Here is a 19267-nt window from a genome sequence, read left to right on the forward strand (position 1 = left end):
CACAATAGTTCAATGCCGCAGCCGGCTGGCGCTGCGATCGACCGCATCCAGGAACCAGCGCAGCGCCGGATCCTGGGCGGCGCGGCCTGTATGGATGAGGTCGATCGCGAAGGCAGGGATCTCGATCGGCGGCGCGACGACGGCTATTTCGGCGAGCTGCGTGAAGCGCCGGGCGACGCGCTCGGCCATGGTGGCGATGAGGTCGGTGCCGGCCACGGCGAAGGGAACGGCCACCACATGCGCGAGCGTCACGGCCATGCGTCGCTTCAATCCATGGCGCGCCAGCAGCGCGTCGATCACGCTCGGCAGGCCATCGCCGCCGGCCGCCGAGAACAGCGCGTGCGGCAGGGTTGCATAGTCTTTCAGGCTGAGGTGTTCAGATCTGCTGGCGCGCGCGGCGTCGCGGATGCAGACGAAGCGCTCTTCGAACAGCCGGTGCCGGACGCAGCGCGGCGTCTCCGGCAGATGGCCGCCGACCAGCGCGTCGAGTTCGCCGCGCTCGAGCTTCGAAAGTGCCGCCGTCGCGTCGGTCAACGGGCGCACCGCGAGGTCGATGCCAGGGGCTTCAATGCGCAGCAGGCGCGTCAGTTCCGGCACCAGAACGAGATCGCCATAGTCGGTCGCGGCGATGGTGATGCGCCGTCGCGTCGCGGACGGATCGAAGGCCTGATCGGGCGACAGCGCGTCCCTGATCTGCCGCAACGCCTCGCCGATCGGTCCGGCCAGCGCCAGCGCCCTTTCGGTCGGTTGCATGGCCGCGCCGGCGCGCAGGAACAGTTCGTCCGCAAACAGCGCCCGCAGTCGCCGCAGCGCGCTGCTCATCGACGGCTGGGCCAGCCCGATCCGCTCGGCTGCGCGGGTGACGTGGCGCTCCTCCATCAGCGCCTCGAAGGCGACCAGCAGGTTGAGATCGACGGCGGCTAAATTCATGGTAGCAATAATGCATATATCAATAATCGATTTCAACAATGATTTGGCCGGACCTATGCTCGCCGGCAGGACATGACGACGGGACCCAAAGATTTGGCGCGATTTGCGAGGCTGGTGCCGCGCGGGTCGACGCTGCTGATCATCGGCGTGCTGGCCGGGCTGGCTTTCCCTGCGCTGGCGGATAGCGTGCGCCCGCTGATGGCGGCGGCGATCTTCGTGCTGGTGCTCGGCACCTTCCTCCAGATCGACGGCGCGGCGTTCCGGCGCGCGCTGCGGCGGCCGCTGGTCTGGCTGCTGTTGCCCGCGCTCGCGATGCTGGTCTGTCCGCTTGCGGTGGGCCTCGCCGCGCGAGGCGCCGGGGTTCGCACCGAGCTGATCGTCGCGCTGGTGCTGTCGGTCTGCGCGCCGCCATCAAGCGGCACGGCGGCGGTGGCGCGCATGCTCGGTTTCGACGCGACCATTCCGCTCGCCGTGACGCTGCTGTCGATGGCGCTGGCGCCGGTCACGGTGCCGCTGATCGCGGCGGGCCTTGCCGGTCTTGCGCTCGATCCGCTGGCGCTTGCTGCGCGGCTGGCACTGCTGGTTGGTGGCGCCGGCGCGCTGGCGTTGCTGCTTCGCCGCCAGGCCGCTGCACAATTGGCGAGGCATTCGCGCGCCATCGACGCTCTCGTGCTCGCCTCGCTGTTGCTGTTCGCAATCGCCACCATGGCCGGGGTGCACGCGCAGATCGAGATGCAGCCGGTTGCCGCGGCGACTTGTGTCGGGCTGGCTTTCGCCTGCAATCTCGCCTTGCAAGCGCTCGGCGCGCTGCTCACGCCAGGTGATCTGGCTGCGCGGCTGACCAGCGGTCTCGTTCTCGGCAATCGCAATGTCGGACTGGTCTGGTCGGCGATGGGCGCGTCGGTATCGCCGATGACGGCGCTGTTCTTCGCGGCCACGCAGTTTCCGATCTATATGACGCCGCGCCTGATCGAGATGCTGGTCCGGCGCGAGCGAAAGGAGAAGGCTGAACGATGAGCGAGACGATCCTGACCGAAGACCTCGCCGTGCGCTTCGCCCGCATCGCGCTCGGCCATGTCACGCGCGAATATCCGAACAAGCCGGATCATGTGCTGGCCGGGCCGAAGGATGCGCGCACGCCGCGCGAGCTGCATCCGGTGTTCTTCGGCAGCTACGACTGGCACTCCTGTGTCCACAGCACCTGGATGCTCGCCCGGCTGCTGCGCCGTTATCCGGCATCCGAAGCGGCGGGTGATATCCGCGCGCTGTTCGACGCGCAGTTCGACGCCGGGAAGGTTGCGGCCGAATGCGCCTATCTCGCGGCTCCGACCGCGCGCGGCTTCAAGCGGCCTTACGGCTGGGGCTGGCTGTTGAAGCTCGCGGCAGAGCTCGCACTCCTCGACAACACCAGTTGGTGCGAGCGGATCGCGCCACTCGCCGGAATCTTCGCGCAGCGCTTTCTCGATTTCCTGCCGCTCGCCACCTATCCGGTCCGGGTCGGCACGCATTTCAACACCGCGTTCGGGCTTCGCATGGCCGCCGACTACGCGGCGGCGACGCAGGACGAAGCATTCGGTGCGCTGCTGCGCGAGACCGCGCTGCGCTGGTACGGAGCCGATCGGGACTGCCCCGCCTGGGGCGAGCCGAGCGGCGACGATTTCCAGTCGTCCGCGCTGATCGAAGCGGAATGCATGCGGCGGCTGCTGTCACCCGGCGACTTCCGGCCCTGGTTCGATCGCTTTCTGCCGCGGCTCGCGCAACGCGAACCGGCGACTTTATTCCGGCCCGCCACCGTCACCGACCGTAGCGACGGCAAGCTTGCGCATCTCGATGGGCTCAATCTCAGCCGCGCCTGGTGCTGGCGGGCGCTGGCCGGCGCATTGCCGGGGGCCGATGCGCGTCGTCCGATCCTGTTGGAGGCTGCGCGACGCCATCTCGACGCCGGCCTGCCGCATATCGCCGGCGACTATATGGGCGAACATTGGCTGGCGAGTTTTGCGGTGCTCGCCATCGACGGGGAAGGCTGAGGGTGATGCGGCTTAGGCGACGCTCTCCAGGTAAGCGTCTTCCGCGGCCTGGATCGCGTCGGGGGTTCCGACATGCATCCAGACGCCGTCGAGGCGCAGGCCGAACAGCCGCTCCTGCTCGTTGGCGCGATCGAACATCCTGGTCAGCGAGAACTCGCCGGCCGGAGCGTCGGCGAACAGCGCGGGCGACATGATCGCGGCGCCGGCATAGACGAACGGCACCACCTGGTTCTCCCGCCGCTTGCGCAGCGCGCCGTCGGGCAGCATCGAATAGTCGCCGCGGCCGCTATAGCCGATGCTCGAGGCGGTCGGCGCCATCAAGAGCAGGATATCCATCCGCGCGGGATCGAAGGCTTCCGCCAGCCGCGCCAGGTTGGAGCGCACGCCGTCGATCCACATCGTGTCGGCGTTGAGATGGAAGAACGGCGCATCGCCGAGCAGCGGCAGCGCCTTCACGACCGCACCGCCGGTGCCGAGCACCTGGTCGCGTTCATCGGAGATGATCACGCGAGGGCGGCTGCGGGGCTTGACGTGCTCGATGATCTGGTCGGGCAGATAATGCACGTTGACGACGGCCTCGGTGACGCCGGCGCCGGCGAGCTTGTCGAGCACATGGTCGAGCAACGGCTGGCCGGCGACGCTGACCAGCGGCTTCGGCATCGTGTTGGTCAGGGGGCGCATGCGCACGCCGAGACCCGCAGCAAGCACCATGGCCTTATGGGGAGTGACGGGCATTTTCCGGATATTCTCGGTCATCATCTCTCATGCGCCGATCATATCACGGCGATTCGGCAAGCACATCAACCAGACGCCATAGTCACGAGACATGACGGCCGTAAGACGGCAACAGCCTAGACGTCGGCAGCTTGCGCACCGCGTCGGGCAGTTTTCTTCTTCTTGTCGCCTTGTTTGAGAAAGTTGACGCCGATCTGGTCGCCATTGACCCACGCCAGCTCGCAGCGGCGATAGGCCAATCCTGTGGACGACAGCAGCAGGAAAAACTCCTTCAGGGCAAGGCCCTCGACCGAGCCCTCGACGGTGAGCTTGGCGCCCGTCTCCGACACGTCTTCCATGGTGCAGTCACGCCGCCAGGTGCCGTCAATGCCCATCATGTGCGCGGCTATGCCGCGCTCAAACGTGACACGATCGCCCCTACGTCGTTCCGTCCCCATCGTTTGGTCCTGCTCCAGATGCGGCCGCGACGTGGATGAGGCGCGGCCAAATGCAACCTTAGGGGACCCAAGGCTAATAACCCGTAAACTACGGTACCGGGGGAGGGACGTTGGCTTTGTACCAGATGCGGAAAGTGGTCAGTGCCGGATGGGCCAGCGACCGCTCGAGATAGGTCCAGATCCGCGGCTGGTGCTTGAGATAGTGCGGCTTGCCGTCGCGGCGGTTGAGCCGCGCGAAGGTGCCGAGCAGGCGGGTATTCCGCTGTGCCGACATGATCGCATAGAGCTCGGCGAAGCCGGCCGGATCGAAGCTCTCGTCGGTCGCACGCCGCGCCTTGATGTAGCGGGTCAAGAGCGACAGTTCGAGCTGCTCGGGCACGTCGACCCGTGCATCCTGCAGCAGCGACACCACGTCATAGGCCGCGGGGCCGAGCAGCGCGTCCTGGAAGTCGATGATGCCGACACGCAGGATGCCGGTGCGCTCGGCAAGCCAGATGATGTTCGGCGAATGGAAGTCGCGGATCGCCCAGGTCTGCGGCGCCGCGGCCGGCTTTTCCAGAAGCCCCCGCCACATTCCGAGGAACTCGGTGCGCAGTTCTTCGCCCGGCTGCACGCCATGCTCGGGCAAGTACCACTCCAGCATCAGCCCGATCTCGATCAGCCAGGCGTCGATGTCGAACACCGGGATGTCGTAACTCTCGTCAGCGGTCAGCGGCAGCGTGTCGGGCAGCACCTCGCGATGCAGCGCCGCCAGCATGTCGACGGCGGCCTCATAGCGCTCGGCGATCGGCTGCGGCGGATCGCCCTCGACCACGCCTTCGGCGCCGAGATCCTCGGTGATGAGGAATCCGCAGTCGAGGTCGGTGTGCCGGATCGCCGGCGCGGAGAAGCCATGCTTGCGCAGGCCGTTTCCGATCGCGACGAAGGGCCTGACGTCTTCGGCGAGATGCACTGCCGCGCTGTAGGACTGGCCGCTGTAGATCGCCGGGCCGTCCGGACGGCGCGGCGAATTCATCAGGATGACGGTGCCGTCATCGTTGCGCAGCCGCGCATAGGAGCGCGTCGAGGCATCGCCCGGCATGCGTTCGCGCCGGGCATGGAGAAAGCCTGCGCGATCGAGGAACTGGCGCAGCTCATGAAGACGCGTGACCTTGGCTGCGCTTTTGCCATAGCCGGTGATCTCGGCCGCGCGGGCGGCGGATCCGAGCGCCGGGCGGTGGCTGAACGCGATGTCGATGCGGTCAGTGGGCATCGCGTCCGGCGCGCGTTCGGGCCACTCGATCAGCGCCACGATGTCGTCGGGCAGCGGCGACAGCCCGATCTCCTCGAGTTCGCTGGCGGCGTTGATGCGGTAGAGGTCGGCATGGACGATCGGAAACGCCGGCAGTTCGTAGCTCTGCGCCAGCGTGAAGGTCGGGCTCGGGACTTCCAGCGTGTCGTCGACGGCGAGGTAGCGGATCAGCGCGCGGGCGGCCGCGGTCTTGCCGGCGCCGAGATCGCCGGACAGCGTGATGACGTCGCCGGCGCCGATCAGCAGCGCGAGGTCGGCCATCAGCTCCGCCGTCGCGGTTTCGTTCGCGAGCGCCACCGAGAATGTCGAGTTTGCTGTCATTCAGCAGCGTTGCGATGTGCGGTCTGGTCGATCGGGAAGTCGCAGGTCACGGTCGTGCCCCGGCCTACGGTCGAATCGACGCGGACCCGTCCGCCATGCAGCTCGACGAAGGAGCGCACCAGCGACAGGCCGAGCCCGGCGCCGCGATGCCGCGAGCCGTGGGAATGGCTCTCGAACCAGTTGAACACCTTGTCGCGCATCTCGGCCGGAATGCCGGGACCGGCGTCGGTCACCGAAAACACTACGCTGTGCTCGGTGCGGTGCGCGCTGATCGTGACGGTGGCGTCATGCGGCGAGAAGCCGACCGCGTTGGCGAGCAGATTGTAGAGCACCTGCACCACGCGCCGCTCGTCGCCGACGAAGGCGCCGATGTCGGGCTCGATGTCGACCTTGAGCGTGATGCGGTCGGTCGCCAGCCGGTCCTGGATGCCTTCGGCGGCAGCCTCGATCGCCTGGCCGATATTGACCGGGCCGAGCTCGAGCTTCATCGCGCCGGCGTCGATGGTGGCGAGATCGAGGATGTTGTTGGTCAGCGCCAGCAGCGCGTTGGTCGATTTGGTGACGTAGTCGAGATACTCGGCCTGCTTCGGCGTCAGCGGCCCGGTCGAGGGATCGCTGAGGAAATGCGCGAAGCCGATGATGGTGGTAAGCGGCGCGCGCAGCTCGTAGGAGACGTGGTGGACGAAATCCACCTTCATCTGGTCCGCGGTTTCCAGCGCCTCGTTGCGCTCGCGCAGCGCCCGCTCGACATTCTCGGTATCGGTGATGTCCTGGAAGGCGAGCAGGGTCTTGCCGTCGGGCAGCGGGATGGTCATGCAATTCAGCACGCTGCCGTCCTTGCGCTCCAGCTTCAGCGCGACCTGGGCGCGGTTCTCGATCGCGGTGATCTGCTCGCGCAGCGTCCGCCAGGTCAGCGCGTCGTCGAACAGCGGCCTGCACAGCGCCTCCACCTGCTCGATGTGCGGTTCGCCCTGCAGCGCATCGGCCGGCAGCTTCCACATCTTGGCGAAGGGCGGGTTGAACAGTTCCGCGCGGCCATTGCTGCCGAACACCGCGACTGCTTCGCCGAGATTGTCCAGCGTCTCGCGCTGCACCCGCGTCAGGCGGTCGTAGCGGCGCGCGAGGTCGAGGCTTTCGGTGACGTTGTCGAACAGATAGGTGACGCCGCCCTCGAGGTTCGGCGTGGTGACGACGCTGATGGCGCGGCCGTCGGGCAGGAACCAGGTGTAGGTCTCGGATTCGACCGCGCGATAGGCCTCGTGCAGCTTGGCCTTCCAGGCGCGGAAATCCGGCTGCTCGGGCAGCTTGCGGTTGGCGCGCAGGCGGTCCAGCACGCTGGAATCGTCGGGGTTGCTGTCAAGGAAGGCCTGGTCGAGCCCCCACAGCCGCCGGTAGGATTCGTTGTAGAAGGTGAGCCGCCGGTCGGTATCGAACACCGCGACGCCCGACGACAATTGGTCGAGGGTGCGGCGGTGCGCTTCGACCATCCGCGCGATCGCCGCGCGCAGCGCCGCGGCCTCGCTGGCGTCGATCGCGATGCCGGCGCTGCCGCCGCTTAGCTTGAGCGCCTGGACGTCGTAGATCCGCCGCTCGCCGCTGACGACGATCGGCAGCCGCGCGGCATAATTGGCATTGTCGTTCAGCGCGCGGGTCAATTCGGTGCGCTGGTCGCTTTCGAGCAGTTCGAGATTGCGCTGCAGCGCGTCGGACACGCTCTTGCCCTCGGTGGCGCGGACATAGGCCGCGTTGGCATAGCGCAGATTGCCCTCGAGGCTCTTGGCCCAGATCGGCCAGGGAGCGGCGGCGGCGAAATCGCGCAGCAGCTCGGTCTCCTCCTGCAGCGTCTTGTAGCGCAGGTTGGATTCGGCAAGTTCGCGGCGCAGGCCGCCGAGCTCGCGGATCCGCACGATGGCCTGGCCGCCGATCGCGCGGCCCATCGCCTCGATGGCGCGGCCGGCCGAGGTCGAGAGGTTGAGCAGGAACGCCTCGCCCTTCTCGCGCAGCGCGTCGACCGCGTGGTCCATCTGCAGCGCCGGCTCGGGCGGCAGCCAGGTTCCGAAGGCGAGAATGCGTTGCGGCGAGCTTTCCTGCGACATCACCAGCGAGATGTCGCCCGAGATCTGCGGCCGGTTGTCGCCCGCGGCCCAGGAGATCAGGACCTGCGGCTCGACGAACAGCAGCGCGCGCAGCCGGTCCGATTGCGCCTGCAGGTCCGCGATCTCGGACTGCAGCTGCTCCTCGTTCCTCGTCGCACGCAGGCGGGTGCGCATCAAAAGGATCGCAGCCACGGCGGAGAAGCCGACCAGCGCGAACGACGTCGCGAGAACCGCGACCTCCTGATGGTTGAAGCCGAAATGATCCGACATCGCCTGGACCGCCAGGCTCTCGGCGGCGAATGCGGTGCGGGCCGGCAGCAATGCGGTGATGGCGAGCCCAAGCATGCCGTCGCGCGCCAGTGAGGTGCATGACAGCAGGGTTCGACGCATTGCCGCGACTACGCCCGACATATGTTGCCCCAGAACGCACAAACCTTAAGGCATGATCCGGAAAAGAGGAGACCGGTGTTCCCTCACGGCAAACGTACGACGTTTGTCCGGGGATCATGCCCAAGCAGGACCAGACAGCCCGACGAAGACCCCCCGTCGCGCTCGAATCAAAACAGAATAATCCCAACGGGACTCGGCGAGTAAGAGTCCAGACCGTGAACGCAGAATCCGCTGTGAAAAAATGCCGCCGGATGATGTGGATTTTACGCGAATTGACACGTTAGTCATGCGGAGAGCGCTCGAAGCGTGATCCCCGGGAGCCGTCCGCACACTTCTCCGATGCCTAGCGTCCGGTCGAGCCGAAGCCGCCGCTGCCGCGCCCGGTCGCCGGCAGCACGTCGACCGGAACCAGCTCGGCCCGTGTGACCGGCGCGATCACCATCTGCGCGATGCGCTCGCCGCGCCGGATCGAAAACACCTCCTGGCCGTGATTGATCAGCAGCACGTTGATCTCGCCGCGATAGTCGGCATCGATCGTGCCGGGCGAGTTTAGCACGGTAATCCCGTATTTGGCGGCGAGGCCGGAACGCGGCCGCACCTGCGCCTCGTAGCCCGGCGGCAGCGCGATCGTCAGCCCGGTCGGAACCATCTCGTAGCGGCCCGGCAGCAGCAGCAGCGGCGCCGACCGCGGCACCGCGGCCAAGAGGTCGAGCCCGGCCGCCTCAGTGGTCTGGTAGATCGGCAGCAGGAGATCTGCGCCATGCGGCAACTGGTGGACTTCGACCTTGATGGTGGCGCTCACGATGCGGTTCCTACGGCTCTTGCGATCCGCGACACCAGCGCGGTCGCGACTTCTTCCTTGGTCATGACCGGCCAGGAGTCGACGGTGACGTCCTTGCCCTCGCGCGAGAGCAGGTGGACGGTGTTGCGGTCGCCGCCCATCACGCCGGTCGCCGGCGAGACGTCGTTGGCGACGATCCAGTCGCAGCCCTTGCGCGCGAACTTCGCCTTGGCGTTCTCGATCAGGTGCTCGGTCTCGGCGGCGAAGCCGATCACCAGCGGCGGCCGCTTCTCCTTCAGCTTGGAGATTGTCGCCAGGATGTCGGGGTTTTCGACGAGCTGCAGCGGCGGCATGCCGGCCGCGGTCTTCTTCAGCTTCTGGCTGCCCTCACTGGCGACCCGCCAGTCGGCGACCGCCGCGGCAAAGATCGCGATATCGACCGGCAGCGCGGCCTCGACCCGGTGCAACATGTCGCGCGCGGATTCCACGCGCATCACGGAGATGCCTTGGGGGTCGTCGAGCTCGACCGGGCCGGTCACCAGCACCACCTCGGCGCCTGCGGCGCGCGCGGCGGCGGCAATGGCAAAGCCCTGCTTGCCGGACGAACGGTTGGCGATGTAGCGGACCGGATCGATCGCCTCATGGGTCGGCCCCGCCGTGATCAGCACGCGCTTGCCGGCGAGCGGGCGCGGCTGCGGCGGCCGCAACATGCGCTCAGCGGCGGCGGCGATCTCGGTCGGTTCGGCCATCCGACCGACACCGGCCTCGCCGGCTTCCGCCATCTCGCCCGCATTGGGGCCGATGGTATGGACGCCGTCACGGCGGAGCTGCAGCACGTTGCGGCGGGTGGCCGGATTGTTCCACATCAGCGGGTTCATCGCCGGCGCCAGCAGGATCGGCCGGTTGGCCGCCAGCAAGGTGGCGGTGGCGAGATCGTCGGCATGGCCCTGCGCCATCTTGGCCATCAGGTCGGCGGTGGCCGGCGCCACCACGATCAGGTCGCAGTCCCGCGCCAGCCTGATATGACCGGCGTCGAATTCGCTCTCGGCGTCGAACAGGTCGGTGTAGACGCGCTCATGCGACAGCGCGCTGGCGGCCAGCGGGGTGACGAATTGCTGGGCCGCCCTGGTCAGCACGCAGCGGACCTCGATGTGGCGTTCCTTGAGCCGCCGGATCAGATCCAGCGCCTTGTAGGCTGCGATCCCGCCGCCGATGATCAGGGTGACGCGAGGCTCGCCAGCCACGCTGGCGGCCCGGGGAGCGGGCGTCGCGGCTGTCACGGAACCCGCCGCAGGCGCCTCCGCGGGCTCCGGACCGCCCTCTGCAAGGTCCCGGAGGATCACCCGGATCTCCTCCTCGACCGAGCGCCCGTTCCTGGCGGAGCGCAGCCGCAGATACGCTTTCAGCGTGTCGTCGAGTTTGCGGATGGTCAGGCTGGCCATGGCATGCCCTCACAGCATGATCCGGAAAAGTGCGAAGCGGTTTTCCGAATGAGATCATGCTCAAACAAGGATGATAGCGATGCTATCACACGGTGCATGCATTGCAATCAGTGGGCGCGGATCGCAAAAAAGATTGCAATGGAGGCGATGGCAATGACCCAAAGGCCGACGGTCTGCACCCGCGCCTTGCGGGCCTCGGCGCGGGCCATTTCGTCGATCGAGTCCGACGACAGCATGTGGCCCTCCAGCGTCATGGTCTCCAGCTGCTCGAGCACGGTCACGGCGCGGTTCGCAATCGACGGCAGGTTGGCGAGGATGCGGCCGAGCTCGCCCGCGCCCGAGATCGCGCCCTGGATGCGTCCGGCGGGGCCGAGATTCTGCGTGATCCATTCGCGCACCACGGGGTCGGCGATCTTCCAGATGTCGAGCTTGGGGTCGAAGCCGCGCGCCACGCCCTCGACCACCACCATGGTCTTCTGCAGCAGGATCAATTCGGGCCGCGTCTGCATGTCGAACAGGCCGGTGACCTCGAGCAGAAGCGTCAACAGCTTCGCCATCGAGATTTCCTCGGCGGTGCGATTGTGGATCGGCTCGCCGATGGCGCGGATCGCCTGCGCGAAATTCTCCACCGAATGGTGGCCGGGCACATAGCCGGCCTCGAAATGCACCTCGGCGACGCGGCGGTAGTCGCGGGTGATGAAGCCGAGCAGGATCTCGGCCAGGAAGCGCCGCTCCTTCAGCCCGAGCCGCCCCATGATGCCGAAATCCACCGCAACGAGGCGGCCGGCCTCGTCGAGGAACAGATTGCCCGGATGCATGTCGGCATGGAAGAAGCCGTCGCGCAGCGCGTGGCGCAGGAAGCTCTGGATCACCTTGCGGCCGAGATCGGGCAGGTCGACCTGGGCCTGCGCGAGGCGGGCATGATCGTTCAGCGCGATGCCGTCGATCCACTCCATCGTCAGCACGCTGTGCGCGGTTCGATCCCAGTCCACCGTGGGCACGCGGAAGTCCGGATCGTCGCGCGTGTTCTCGGCCATCTCGGACAGCGCGGCCGCCTCGAGCCGCAGGTCCATCTCCATCGCGACCGAGCGCGACATCGTGTTGATGACTTCGATCAGCCGCAGCCGCCGCGCCTCGGCGGAATGCGCCTCGGCCTTGTGCGCGACAAAGAAGAAGTCGCTGAGGTCGCGCCGAAAGCGCGCCGCGACGTTGGGCCGGAGCACCTTGACCGCAACCTGCTGTCGCACGCCGTTGCGCTCGACCTCGCCGCGATGCACCTGGGCGATCGAGGCCGCGGCAACCGCCGGACCGAGATGCACGAAGGCCTGCGCCAGCGGCCGTTCCAGCGATTGCGTGATGACGGTCTCGGCCTCTTGCTGCGCGAATGGCGGCAGCCGGTCCTGCAGGCTTTCGAGATCGCGTGCCATCGCCACGCCGACCACGTCGGGACGCGTCGCGAGGAATTGCCCGAGCTTGAGATAGGCGGGCCCTAGCCTCGTCAGCGCGCGCGACAGCCGCGGGCCTGACTTGGCGGAGCGGCGCTCGACCAGCCGCGCCATCTTCAGCGCGAGCTGCCCCGGCGGCGGCACCAGCGCGGGATCGACGACGCCGAACACGCCCTCGCGCGCAAACACGAAACCTGCGCGGGCAAGGCGCGCGATGTGGGTCAGTGCAGAGATCACAAACGCCAGCCCGAATGCAGCGCCACGATGCCGCCGGAGAGGCTCTGCCACTTCACGCGGGCAAAGCCGGCGGCGGTGATCATCTCGGCGAACGCGTTCGGCCGCGGGAATTTGCGGATCGACTCGACGAGATATTGATAGGACTCGGCGTCACCGGTGACGGCGCGGCCGAGCGGCGGGATCACCTTGAACGAAAACAAGTCGTAGATCCTGTCGAGGCCGGGCACGTCGACGGTGGAGAATTCCAGGCACAGGAAGCGGCTGCCGGGCTTGAGCACCCGGTGGGCCTCGCGCAGCGCCAGCTCGATCTGCGGCACGTTGCGGATGCCGAACGCGATGGTGTAGGCGTCGAACGCGCGGTCGGCGAAACCAAGCGTCTCGGCATTGCCCTCGACGAACGACACGCGGTCATCGAGGTGCTGCCTGGCGGCGCGCTCGCGGCCGACGGCGAGCATGTCGGTATTGATGTCGCAGACCGTGGCATGGAAGCCGGTGCCCGCGGCCTTGGCGGCCCGGAACGCGATGTCGCCGGTGCCGCCGGCGACGTCGAGCAGTGCAAACGGCCGGTCGCCCTTCGGGCGGGTCGAGGGTCGTGATCATGACGTCCTTCCAGGCCCGGTGCAGGCCTGCCGACATCAGATCGTTCATCAGGTCGTAGCGCGATGCCACGCTGTGAAACACGTCGTTCACCAGCGTCTGCTTTTCACCCAGGGGCACGTCCCTGAAGCCGAAATGGGTGGTTTGATCCGGCCGATCCATCAACTCATACTCCTGGCTCGACCATAGCGCGGCGGCCGCAATGGCGCTATCACGTCACTTCCAAAAGGTGAATGCCTGCTATGCCGGAATTACCCGAAGTCGAGACCGTCCGCCGCGGCCTGCAACCGGCCATGGAAGGGTGCAAAATCATCAAGGCCGAGGCCCGCCGCAAGGATTTGCGGTTTCCATTTCAAAAGGACTTTATCGCCCGGCTCGAGGGCCAGACCATCACCGGGCTCGGCCGCCGTGCCAAATATTTGATGGCGGACCTGAACTCCGGCGACGTGCTGTTGATGCATCTGGGCATGTCGGGCTCGTTCCGCGTGCACAAGCAGGAGGGCACGGCGGCGCCGGGGCAATTCCACCATCCGCGCAGCGACGACCGCGCGCATGATCACGTCGTGTTCCACATGTCGTCGGGAGCGGCGGTCGTCTTCAACGATCCCCGGCGCTTCGGCTACATGAAGATCATCGCCCGCAACGCGATCGAGGATGAACCGTTGCTGAAAGGGCTCGGTCCCGAGCCGCTCGGCAACGAGTTCGACGCGGCGATGCTGGCGCGCTCCTGCCACAACAAGAAGACCAGCCTGAAGGCCGCGCTGCTCGACCAGCGCGTGGTGGCGGGACTTGGCAACATCTATGTCTGCGAGGCGCTGTTCCGTTCGCATCTGTCGCCGCGGCGATTGGCCGCGACGCTTGCCACCAGGAAGGCCGAGCCCACCGATCACGCCAAGCGGCTGGTCGACGCGATCCATTCGGTGCTCAACCAGGCGATCAAGGCCGGCGGCTCCTCGATCAGCGACCATCGCCTGACCAACGGCGATCTCGGCTATTTCCAGCATTCGTTCCAGGTCTACGATCGCGAAGGCGAGACATGCCGCACCTCGGGCTGCGAGGGCATCGTCAAGCGCTTCACCCAGAACGGCCGTTCGACGTTCTGGTGTCCGAAGTGCCAAAAATAACAACAAAGGGAGTGCGGATCATGAGCAGCACCTGGCGCGACCGCGCCGCGACAAGCTTTCACTGCGAGAAGAAGCCGGCCACCAGCAGCCGAGGCATGGTGGTGAGCAATCACCCGCTGGCATCCGCCGCGGGCGCCGAGATGTTAGCTGCCGGCGGCAACGCGATCGATGCGGCGATCGCCACTCTGTTTACGCTGACCGTGGTCGAGCCGATGATGGTCGGCATCATCGGCGGCGGCATGGCGCATATTCGTCTCGCCGACGGCAGCCATCGCTTCATCGACGGCCAGAGCACGGTGCCGAAAGCCGTGCGGCCGGATACCTACACCTCGAAGCCCGGTTCGGCACACGACGTGTTCGACACCGTCGGCAACGAGAATTTGAACGGCCCGAAGGCGGTCGCGGTGCCGGGCTCCTTGAAGGCCTGGTGCGAAACGCTGCGCCGCTTCGGCACCATGAGGCTGGCCGACGTGATGCAGCCCGCCATCAAGCATGCCGCGCGCGGCTATGCGGCGACGCCTTATCTGCACGAATGCATCACCGACGGCGCCGAGGAGATGCTGAAGGACAAGCCGATCGCGGCGATCTATCTGCCTGACGGCGCGCCGCTGAAGCCCGGCGAGCGCGTGGTGCAGGCGGAATATGCCGAGACGCTGAAATACATCGCCGACCACGGCGACAACGCGCTCTACCAGGGACCGCTCGGCGACGTCCTGGTCGACTACATGAAGAAGAACGGCGGCTTCATCGCGCAGGAGGATCTTGCGACCTACAAGACCGTCGAGCGCGCCCCGATCCGCTGCGACTACCGCGGCTGGGAAATCCTGGGGCCGCCGCCGCCCGCGGCGTCCGGCGTGCACATCACAGAGATGCTCAATATCCTCGAAGGCTATGACATCGCGCGGCTCGGCTTCGGCACGGCGGAGACGATCCACTATCTCGCCGAGGTGCTGAAGATCGCCTTTGCCGATCGCGCGGCCGCGAGCGGCGATCCCGCCTATATCAACATCCCGGTCGAGCAACTGACCTCGAAGGCCTATGCCGAGGAGCGTCGCCGCGCGATCGATCCTGCTGCCGCCCAGGCCTGGGGCGCCGGCGTCAGCCAGCTCGAAAGCGCGCACACCACGCACATGACAGCGGCGGATGCGATGGGCAATGTGGTTGCGACCACCCAGACCATCAACAATCTGTTCGGCGCCAAGATCCTGATCCCGGGCCTCGGCACCGTGCCGAACAATTACATGAACCTGTTCGATCCACGTCCGGGACACGCGCTGTCGCTGGCCGCCGGCAAGCGCGTCACGACCTCGATGTCGCCGATGATGGCGCTGCGTGACAATAAGCTGGTTTATGCGCTCGGCCTGCCCGGCGGAAAGCGCATCTTCCCGAGCGCGATGCAGGCGCTGATCAATCTGATCGATCACGGCATGAGCCTGCAGGAGGCGGTCGAGGCGCCGCGGGTCTGGACCGAGGGCAATGCGCTCGAAGTCGAGCAGGCGGTGCCGGAGGCCATCCGCACCGCGCTGTCGGCGAAGGGCCACAAGGTGCAGGTGGTGCCGACGGTGGCTGGCGGCATGAACGCCATCCAGTTTCACGCGGACGGCACGATGTCGGGCGCAGCCTGCTGGCGCGCCGACGGCACACCGGTCGGCATTGCCGGCGGCCTCGCGCGGGCGGGGGTCAGATTTGCGCTGAGATGATGCCGACTACGTTGTTTGACAGGTGAACCGAGAACCATCCTCAACGTCGTCCTGGCGAAAGCCAGGACCCATTACCCCAAATCTCATTGTTGTGCGACGCCGGGGCCGCGGTCCGGTTTCATCGCTGAGTGCGGTGGTTATGGGTCCTGGCTTTCGCCAAGACGACGTGTGGGAAGAGCCGTGGCTGAATCACAGGAGTCTTTGGAATATGCGGGGGCGATGACAGCATCCTATTTCCTGACGCAGATCACGCGGACCACGGCGGTCTTGGCGTCCGCCGATTCGCCCGACGCATTGACGCCATGCGCCTTCAGGAAACTGCGCACGGTATCGGCCGGCACCAGCGTGGCCTGCGCCGGCGGCGCGGCGTTGGCGGGGCCCGCGACGATGACGGGCTTCAGCAGCGCGATGCCGGCAAACTTGCCGCCGTCCTGCGCCGCCGCGCCGGAGAGCCCGATGCCAGGCGCCGGTGACAGCGCCTGATCGCCGCCGCCGAGTTGTGCGACCGAGGCCTTGACGCTGCTCGCGGCCGCGCCGCCGCCCTGGTTCTGCGGATCGGCGATGCCGGTGATATCGAGCGCGGTCTGCGTCGCCTGGCCTGCGATATTGAGCGGCTTCAGCCCGCGCGCGCCGTAGATGCGCAGCAAAGCGAGATCATGATCCTTGTCGTCCGCGATCCGATCGGCATTGCCGTAGCCCGGGATCGTCAGCGCGATGCAGTCGTCGGTCGCCACGCGATCGGTGATAACAGCGCCATCGTCGCTGACCACGACGCCGGTGGCATATTCGACGGTCTTGCGCGGCGGCGGGCCGGCCTGCACGGTGGACGGAAATGCGCTGAAGGCGCTCGACATCGCGATCACCACCGGCTCGACGGTGGTCTGCATCGCCTGATCGTAGAGGATGGTGAGGATGCGGACCTCGTCGCCCTTCAGGGTGCCGCGCAGATAGAACTTCTTCAGCCCCTGCATGCCCGACAGCACGAAGAAATCCGGCTTCACCACGGTGTAGTCGATGGTGCGGCCGGCCGGCTCCTTCTTTTCCTGTTCGGCAAGCTTTGCGGTGGTCGGGCTCGCTTCCTTGCGCCGGGTCAGCAGCACCTGGACGGTGCCGGTCGGCGAGGTCCATCTGGCGCCGGAGGCATCGCTGGTGAGCTGCGGCACCAGTTTCGAGGGAATGCCGAGCCGCGCTCCGGTGGCGGGCTCGGTGACGATCTTCCAGCCGACGCTTTCCTGCTTGCGCCGCGCGGTGTCGGCGAGCACGCCGCGCTCCTGCGGGTTCAATACGCCGGTCGGCTTCCCGCCGCGGCTCTTCTGGAATTCCTTGATCGCATTGACCATGCGCTCGCTGACGTCGCCTGATATCGCGCCGTTATATTCGCCGACCCAGGCGAGGTCGGATTGCAGCGCCAGCCGGTCGGCCCGCGTCATCGCGCCCGCGGTATCCTCCGGCTTCTGCAGCGCCGGGCGAACCGGCACCGTCGTCACCGTCTTCGGCTTGGCGCCGGCGCTCGACGGCGGCGTCATCTGGGCCTGCGCCATGCCGATCCCTGCGACCATCAATGTTGCCGAAAGCACCAATCTCATGACAAATCCGGGGGAAAGGACTGATACCATTGACGTCGACGCAATTAAGCACATCTGCTTGGTCGGCAACAACCGCGCTCCGGTTCAGGTTTCAACCCTCATCCTGAGGAGCGGCGTAAGCCGCGTCTCGAAGGATGAGGCCACAGGCCCGGCCTCATGGTTCGAGACGCGCTCCGCGCTCCTCACCATGACGGGACAGTAATGCAGGAATTGATCGAACGATGCTGAGTGCCGACGAACTTGAACGCTATGCCCGCCATATCGTGCTGCGCGAGGTGGGCGGCCCCGGCCAGAACGCGCTGAAAAAGGCGTCGGTGCTGGTACTCGGCGCCGGCGGCCTCGGCGCGCCGGTGCTGATGTATCTGGCTGCCGCCGGCGTCGGTCGGCTCGGCGTGATCGATGACGACATCGTCTCGCTCTCCAACCTGCAGCGCCAGATCATCCATGCGACGTCCGACATCGGCAAGCGCAAGGTCGACAGCGCGGCCGCGCAGATCCACGCGCTCAATCCGCATGTCGCGTTCGAGGCGCATCCGATGCGGCTCACGGCCGACAATGCGATGGCGCTGATTTCGAATTACGATCTCGTGCTCGACGGCTCCGACAATTTCGAGACCCGCTATCTCGTCGCCGATGCCTGCTTCCTCGCCAAGCGGCCGCTGATCACCGCGGCGCTCGGCCAGTTCGACGGCTCGCTGACCACGATCCGCGCCCACGAGAAGAATGCGGAGGGCGTGTTCAACCCGACCTATCGTTGCCTGTTTCCGGAGCCGCCGCCGCCGGGCACAGTGCCGGCCTGCGCCGAGGCCGGCGTGATGGGCGCGCTCGCCGGCGTGATGGGATCGATGATGGCGCTGGAGGCGATCCGCGAGATCGTCGGCTTCGGCGAGGGCCTGGTCGGCCGTCTCCTGATGGTGGATGCGCGCGCGATGCGGTTCGAAACCTTGCGCTACGCGCGCGATCCGCAGAACCCGCTCAACGGTGATGCCCCAGCCATCACCGATCTGAGCGGGCATCGCACCTGATGACTGCCGTTACCTGGTCGCCGGCTTCTCGCTGTCGAGATGCGCCATCTGCTCGGCCGCATAGCGCGTGCCGGCAGCGATATCCGGCGGGAAGGCCTTCGCCAGTGCTGCGAGATGTGTTTGCGTCAGCGTCAGCCCGGTCGCGCCGAGCGCTTCGGTGAGACGGTTGCGGGTGCGGGCGCCGACCAGCGGCACGATCTCCTTGCCCTGTGCCGCGACCCAGGCGATCGCGACCTGCGCCGGTGTTGCCCCGATCTCGGCGGCAATGGCCCGCAACTGCTCCATCAGCGCGAGATTGGCGTCGAGGTTCGCGCCCTGGAAGCGCGGCGTCATCAGCCGATAGTCCCTGCCGATCTTGCCGGAATCCTTCGACCAGTGGCCGCTGATCAACCCGCGCGCCAGTACGCCGTAGGCTGTGATGCCGATGCCAAGCTCGCGGCAGGTTGTCAGGATATCGCGCTCGACGCCGCGCTCGATCAGCGAGTATTCGATCTGGAGATCGACGATCGGATGCACGGCATGGGCACGGCGGATGGTGTCGGAGCCGACCTCGGACAGGCCGATATGTCTGATGTAGCCGGACTTCACCAGATCGGCGAGGCCGCCGATCGTCTCCTCGATCGGAACGCTGGGATCAAGACGTGCCGGGCGGTAGATGTCGATGTAGTCGGTGCCGAGACGTTGCAGCGAATAGGCGAGGAAGTTCTTCGTCGCGGCCGGCCGCGTGTCCATTCCGGCGAATTCACCCGCGGGGCCGCGCAGTGCGCCGAACTTGACGCTGATCTGGAGCCGGTCGCGCGCGACATCCTTCAGGGCTTCGCGCACCAGCATCTCATTGTGGCCCATGGCGTAGAAGTCGCCGGTATCCAGCAGCGTGATGCCGGCATCGAGCGCCGCATGCACCGTGGCGATGCTCTCGCCGCGATCGGCCGGGCCATAGACCTCAGACATCCCCATGCAGCCGAGGCCGATCTGTGAAACCGTGGGGCCGGTGGAACCGAGTTTGCGTGTGTCCATGATGGAGTTCCCAAGGCATCGCGGCGGATGATCCGCCGCCAAATGCCGCGGCTGATATGGTCCGGTCCGGCCTCTGGGATAAGCTG

The 19267-nt window shown here is 66.8% G+C and carries 15 protein-coding genes and 1 pseudogene; 5 read left to right on the forward strand and 11 right to left on the reverse strand.

The annotated features are described in order from the left end of the window. Window positions 1–9: 9 nt before the first annotated feature. Window positions 10–930: a LysR substrate-binding domain-containing protein gene (locus ACVILL_RS13430; protein WP_456729473.1), complete on the reverse strand. Its 921-nt coding sequence runs from the start codon at window positions 928–930 to the stop codon at window positions 10–12. 93 nt (window positions 931–1023) lie between these two features. Here ACVILL_RS13430 and ACVILL_RS13435 point away from each other — a divergent pair, with 93 nt between their 5' ends. Both ACVILL_RS13435 and ACVILL_RS13440 read left to right on the forward strand, forming a co-directional pair. After that, window positions 1024–1947 (forward strand): hypothetical protein, encoded by a 924-nt coding sequence (locus ACVILL_RS13435; protein ID WP_456729474.1) that lies wholly within the window; start codon window positions 1024–1026, stop codon window positions 1945–1947. After that, window positions 1944–2957, forward strand: a complete 1014-nt coding sequence (locus tag ACVILL_RS13440) for a DUF2891 domain-containing protein (RefSeq protein ID WP_456729475.1) — start codon at window positions 1944–1946, stop codon at window positions 2955–2957. Before ACVILL_RS13435 ends, ACVILL_RS13440 begins: the two co-directional genes overlap by 4 nt. Window positions 2958–2969: 12 nt before the next feature. Here the strand turns inward: ACVILL_RS13440 and ACVILL_RS13445 are convergent, their stop codons facing one another. The 8 genes and pseudogenes from ACVILL_RS13445 to ubiE all read right to left on the reverse strand — a co-directional run bounded on the left by ACVILL_RS13445 (window position 2970) and on the right by ubiE (window position 12891). Further along, window positions 2970–3692: a nucleotidyltransferase family protein gene (locus ACVILL_RS13445; protein WP_456729476.1), complete on the reverse strand. Its 723-nt coding sequence runs from the start codon at window positions 3690–3692 to the stop codon at window positions 2970–2972. 116 nt (window positions 3693–3808) lie between these two features. After that, window positions 3809–4129, reverse strand: coding sequence for a PilZ domain-containing protein (locus ACVILL_RS13450; RefSeq protein WP_456729477.1), 321 nt, complete (start codon window positions 4127–4129; stop codon window positions 3809–3811). A gap of 88 nt (window positions 4130–4217) precedes the next feature. Then, the gene (tsaE, locus tag ACVILL_RS13455) at window positions 4218–5741 is read right to left on the reverse strand and encodes a tRNA (adenosine(37)-N6)-threonylcarbamoyltransferase complex ATPase subunit type 1 TsaE (RefSeq protein WP_456729478.1); all 1524 of its coding nucleotides are present in this window, start codon (window positions 5739–5741) and stop codon (window positions 4218–4220) included. Beyond that, window positions 5738–8248, reverse strand: coding sequence for an ATP-binding protein (locus tag ACVILL_RS13460; protein ID WP_456729479.1), 2511 nt, complete (start codon window positions 8246–8248; stop codon window positions 5738–5740). Before ACVILL_RS13460 ends, tsaE begins: the two co-directional genes overlap by 4 nt. A gap of 322 nt (window positions 8249–8570) precedes the next feature. Then, window positions 8571–9029 carry a dUTP diphosphatase gene (dut, locus tag ACVILL_RS13465; RefSeq protein WP_456729480.1) on the reverse strand — a complete coding sequence of 153 codons (459 nt, stop codon included), beginning with the start codon at window positions 9027–9029 and terminating at the stop codon, window positions 8571–8573. Then, window positions 9026–10450, reverse strand: a complete 1425-nt coding sequence (coaBC, locus tag ACVILL_RS13470) for a bifunctional phosphopantothenoylcysteine decarboxylase/phosphopantothenate--cysteine ligase CoaBC (protein ID WP_456729481.1) — start codon at window positions 10448–10450, stop codon at window positions 9026–9028. The genes dut and coaBC overlap by 4 nt, the downstream gene beginning before the upstream one ends. Before the next feature lie 107 nt (window positions 10451–10557). Beyond that, a complete protein-coding gene (gene ubiB, locus ACVILL_RS13475; RefSeq protein WP_456729482.1) occupies window positions 10558–12132 on the reverse strand; it encodes a 2-polyprenylphenol 6-hydroxylase in 1575 nt (524 codons plus the stop codon). Next, a pseudogene (gene ubiE / locus ACVILL_RS13480) lies at window positions 12129–12891 on the reverse strand (bifunctional demethylmenaquinone methyltransferase/2-methoxy-6-polyprenyl-1,4-benzoquinol methylase UbiE). Before ubiE ends, ubiB begins: the two are co-directional and overlap by 4 nt. Before the next feature lie 80 nt (window positions 12892–12971). Here ubiE and mutM point away from each other — a divergent pair. Both mutM and ggt read left to right on the forward strand, forming a co-directional pair. Next, the gene (mutM, locus tag ACVILL_RS13485; protein WP_456729483.1) at window positions 12972–13853 is read left to right on the forward strand and encodes a bifunctional DNA-formamidopyrimidine glycosylase/DNA-(apurinic or apyrimidinic site) lyase; all 882 of its coding nucleotides are present in this window, start codon (window positions 12972–12974) and stop codon (window positions 13851–13853) included. Between the two features lie 20 nt (window positions 13854–13873). Further along, on the forward strand, window positions 13874–15553 hold the full coding sequence (ggt, locus tag ACVILL_RS13490; protein WP_456729484.1) for a gamma-glutamyltransferase: 1680 nt from the start codon (window positions 13874–13876) through the stop codon (window positions 15551–15553). 230 nt (window positions 15554–15783) lie between these two features. On the opposite strand, the gene ACVILL_RS13495 is transcribed toward ggt, so the two are convergent. Continuing rightward, entirely contained in the window at window positions 15784–17139 is a 1356-nt protein-coding gene (locus tag ACVILL_RS13495; protein WP_456729485.1) for a peptidoglycan-binding protein, read from the reverse strand. Window positions 17140–17360: 221 nt separating this feature from the next. On the opposite strand from ACVILL_RS13495, the gene ACVILL_RS13500 reads away from it, so the two are divergent. Beyond that, on the forward strand, window positions 17361–18164 hold the full coding sequence (locus ACVILL_RS13500) for a HesA/MoeB/ThiF family protein (RefSeq protein ID WP_456729486.1): 804 nt from the start codon (window positions 17361–17363) through the stop codon (window positions 18162–18164). Window positions 18165–18173: 9 nt separating this feature from the next. On the opposite strand, the gene ACVILL_RS13505 is transcribed toward ACVILL_RS13500, so the two are convergent. After that, the gene (locus tag ACVILL_RS13505) at window positions 18174–19181 is read right to left on the reverse strand and encodes an aldo/keto reductase (protein ID WP_456729487.1); all 1008 of its coding nucleotides are present in this window, start codon (window positions 19179–19181) and stop codon (window positions 18174–18176) included. Between the last annotated feature and the right edge of the window lie 86 nt (window positions 19182–19267).

Source organism: Bradyrhizobium sp. USDA 3364, assembly GCF_054056355.1.

Bases quoted from the DNA above. Each gene is read 5' to 3' on its own strand.
- ACVILL_RS13430 (WP_456729473.1), bottom strand. From the start codon at position 930: ATGAATTTAGCCGCCGTCGATCTCAACCTGCTGGTCGCCTTCGAGGCG.
- ACVILL_RS13440 (WP_456729475.1), top strand. From the start codon at position 1,944: ATGAGCGAGACGATCCTGACCGAAGACCTCGCCGTGCGCTTCGCCCGC.
- ACVILL_RS13445 (WP_456729476.1), bottom strand. From the start codon at position 3,692: ATGCCCGTCACTCCCCATAAGGCCATGGTGCTTGCTGCGGGTCTCGGC.
- ACVILL_RS13450 (WP_456729477.1), bottom strand. From the start codon at position 4,129: ATGGGGACGGAACGACGTAGGGGCGATCGTGTCACGTTTGAGCGCGGC.
- tsaE (WP_456729478.1), bottom strand. From the start codon at position 5,741: ATGACAGCAAACTCGACATTCTCGGTGGCGCTCGCGAACGAAACCGCG.
- ACVILL_RS13460 (WP_456729479.1), bottom strand. From the start codon at position 8,248: ATGTCGGGCGTAGTCGCGGCAATGCGTCGAACCCTGCTGTCATGCACC.
- coaBC (WP_456729481.1), bottom strand. From the start codon at position 10,450: ATGGCCAGCCTGACCATCCGCAAACTCGACGACACGCTGAAAGCGTAT.
- mutM (WP_456729483.1), top strand. From the start codon at position 12,972: ATGCCGGAATTACCCGAAGTCGAGACCGTCCGCCGCGGCCTGCAACCG.
- ggt (WP_456729484.1), top strand. From the start codon at position 13,874: ATGAGCAGCACCTGGCGCGACCGCGCCGCGACAAGCTTTCACTGCGAG.
- ACVILL_RS13495 (WP_456729485.1), bottom strand. From the start codon at position 17,139: ATGAGATTGGTGCTTTCGGCAACATTGATGGTCGCAGGGATCGGCATG.
- ACVILL_RS13500 (WP_456729486.1), top strand. From the start codon at position 17,361: ATGCTGAGTGCCGACGAACTTGAACGCTATGCCCGCCATATCGTGCTG.
- ACVILL_RS13505 (WP_456729487.1), bottom strand. From the start codon at position 19,181: ATGGACACACGCAAACTCGGTTCCACCGGCCCCACGGTTTCACAGATC.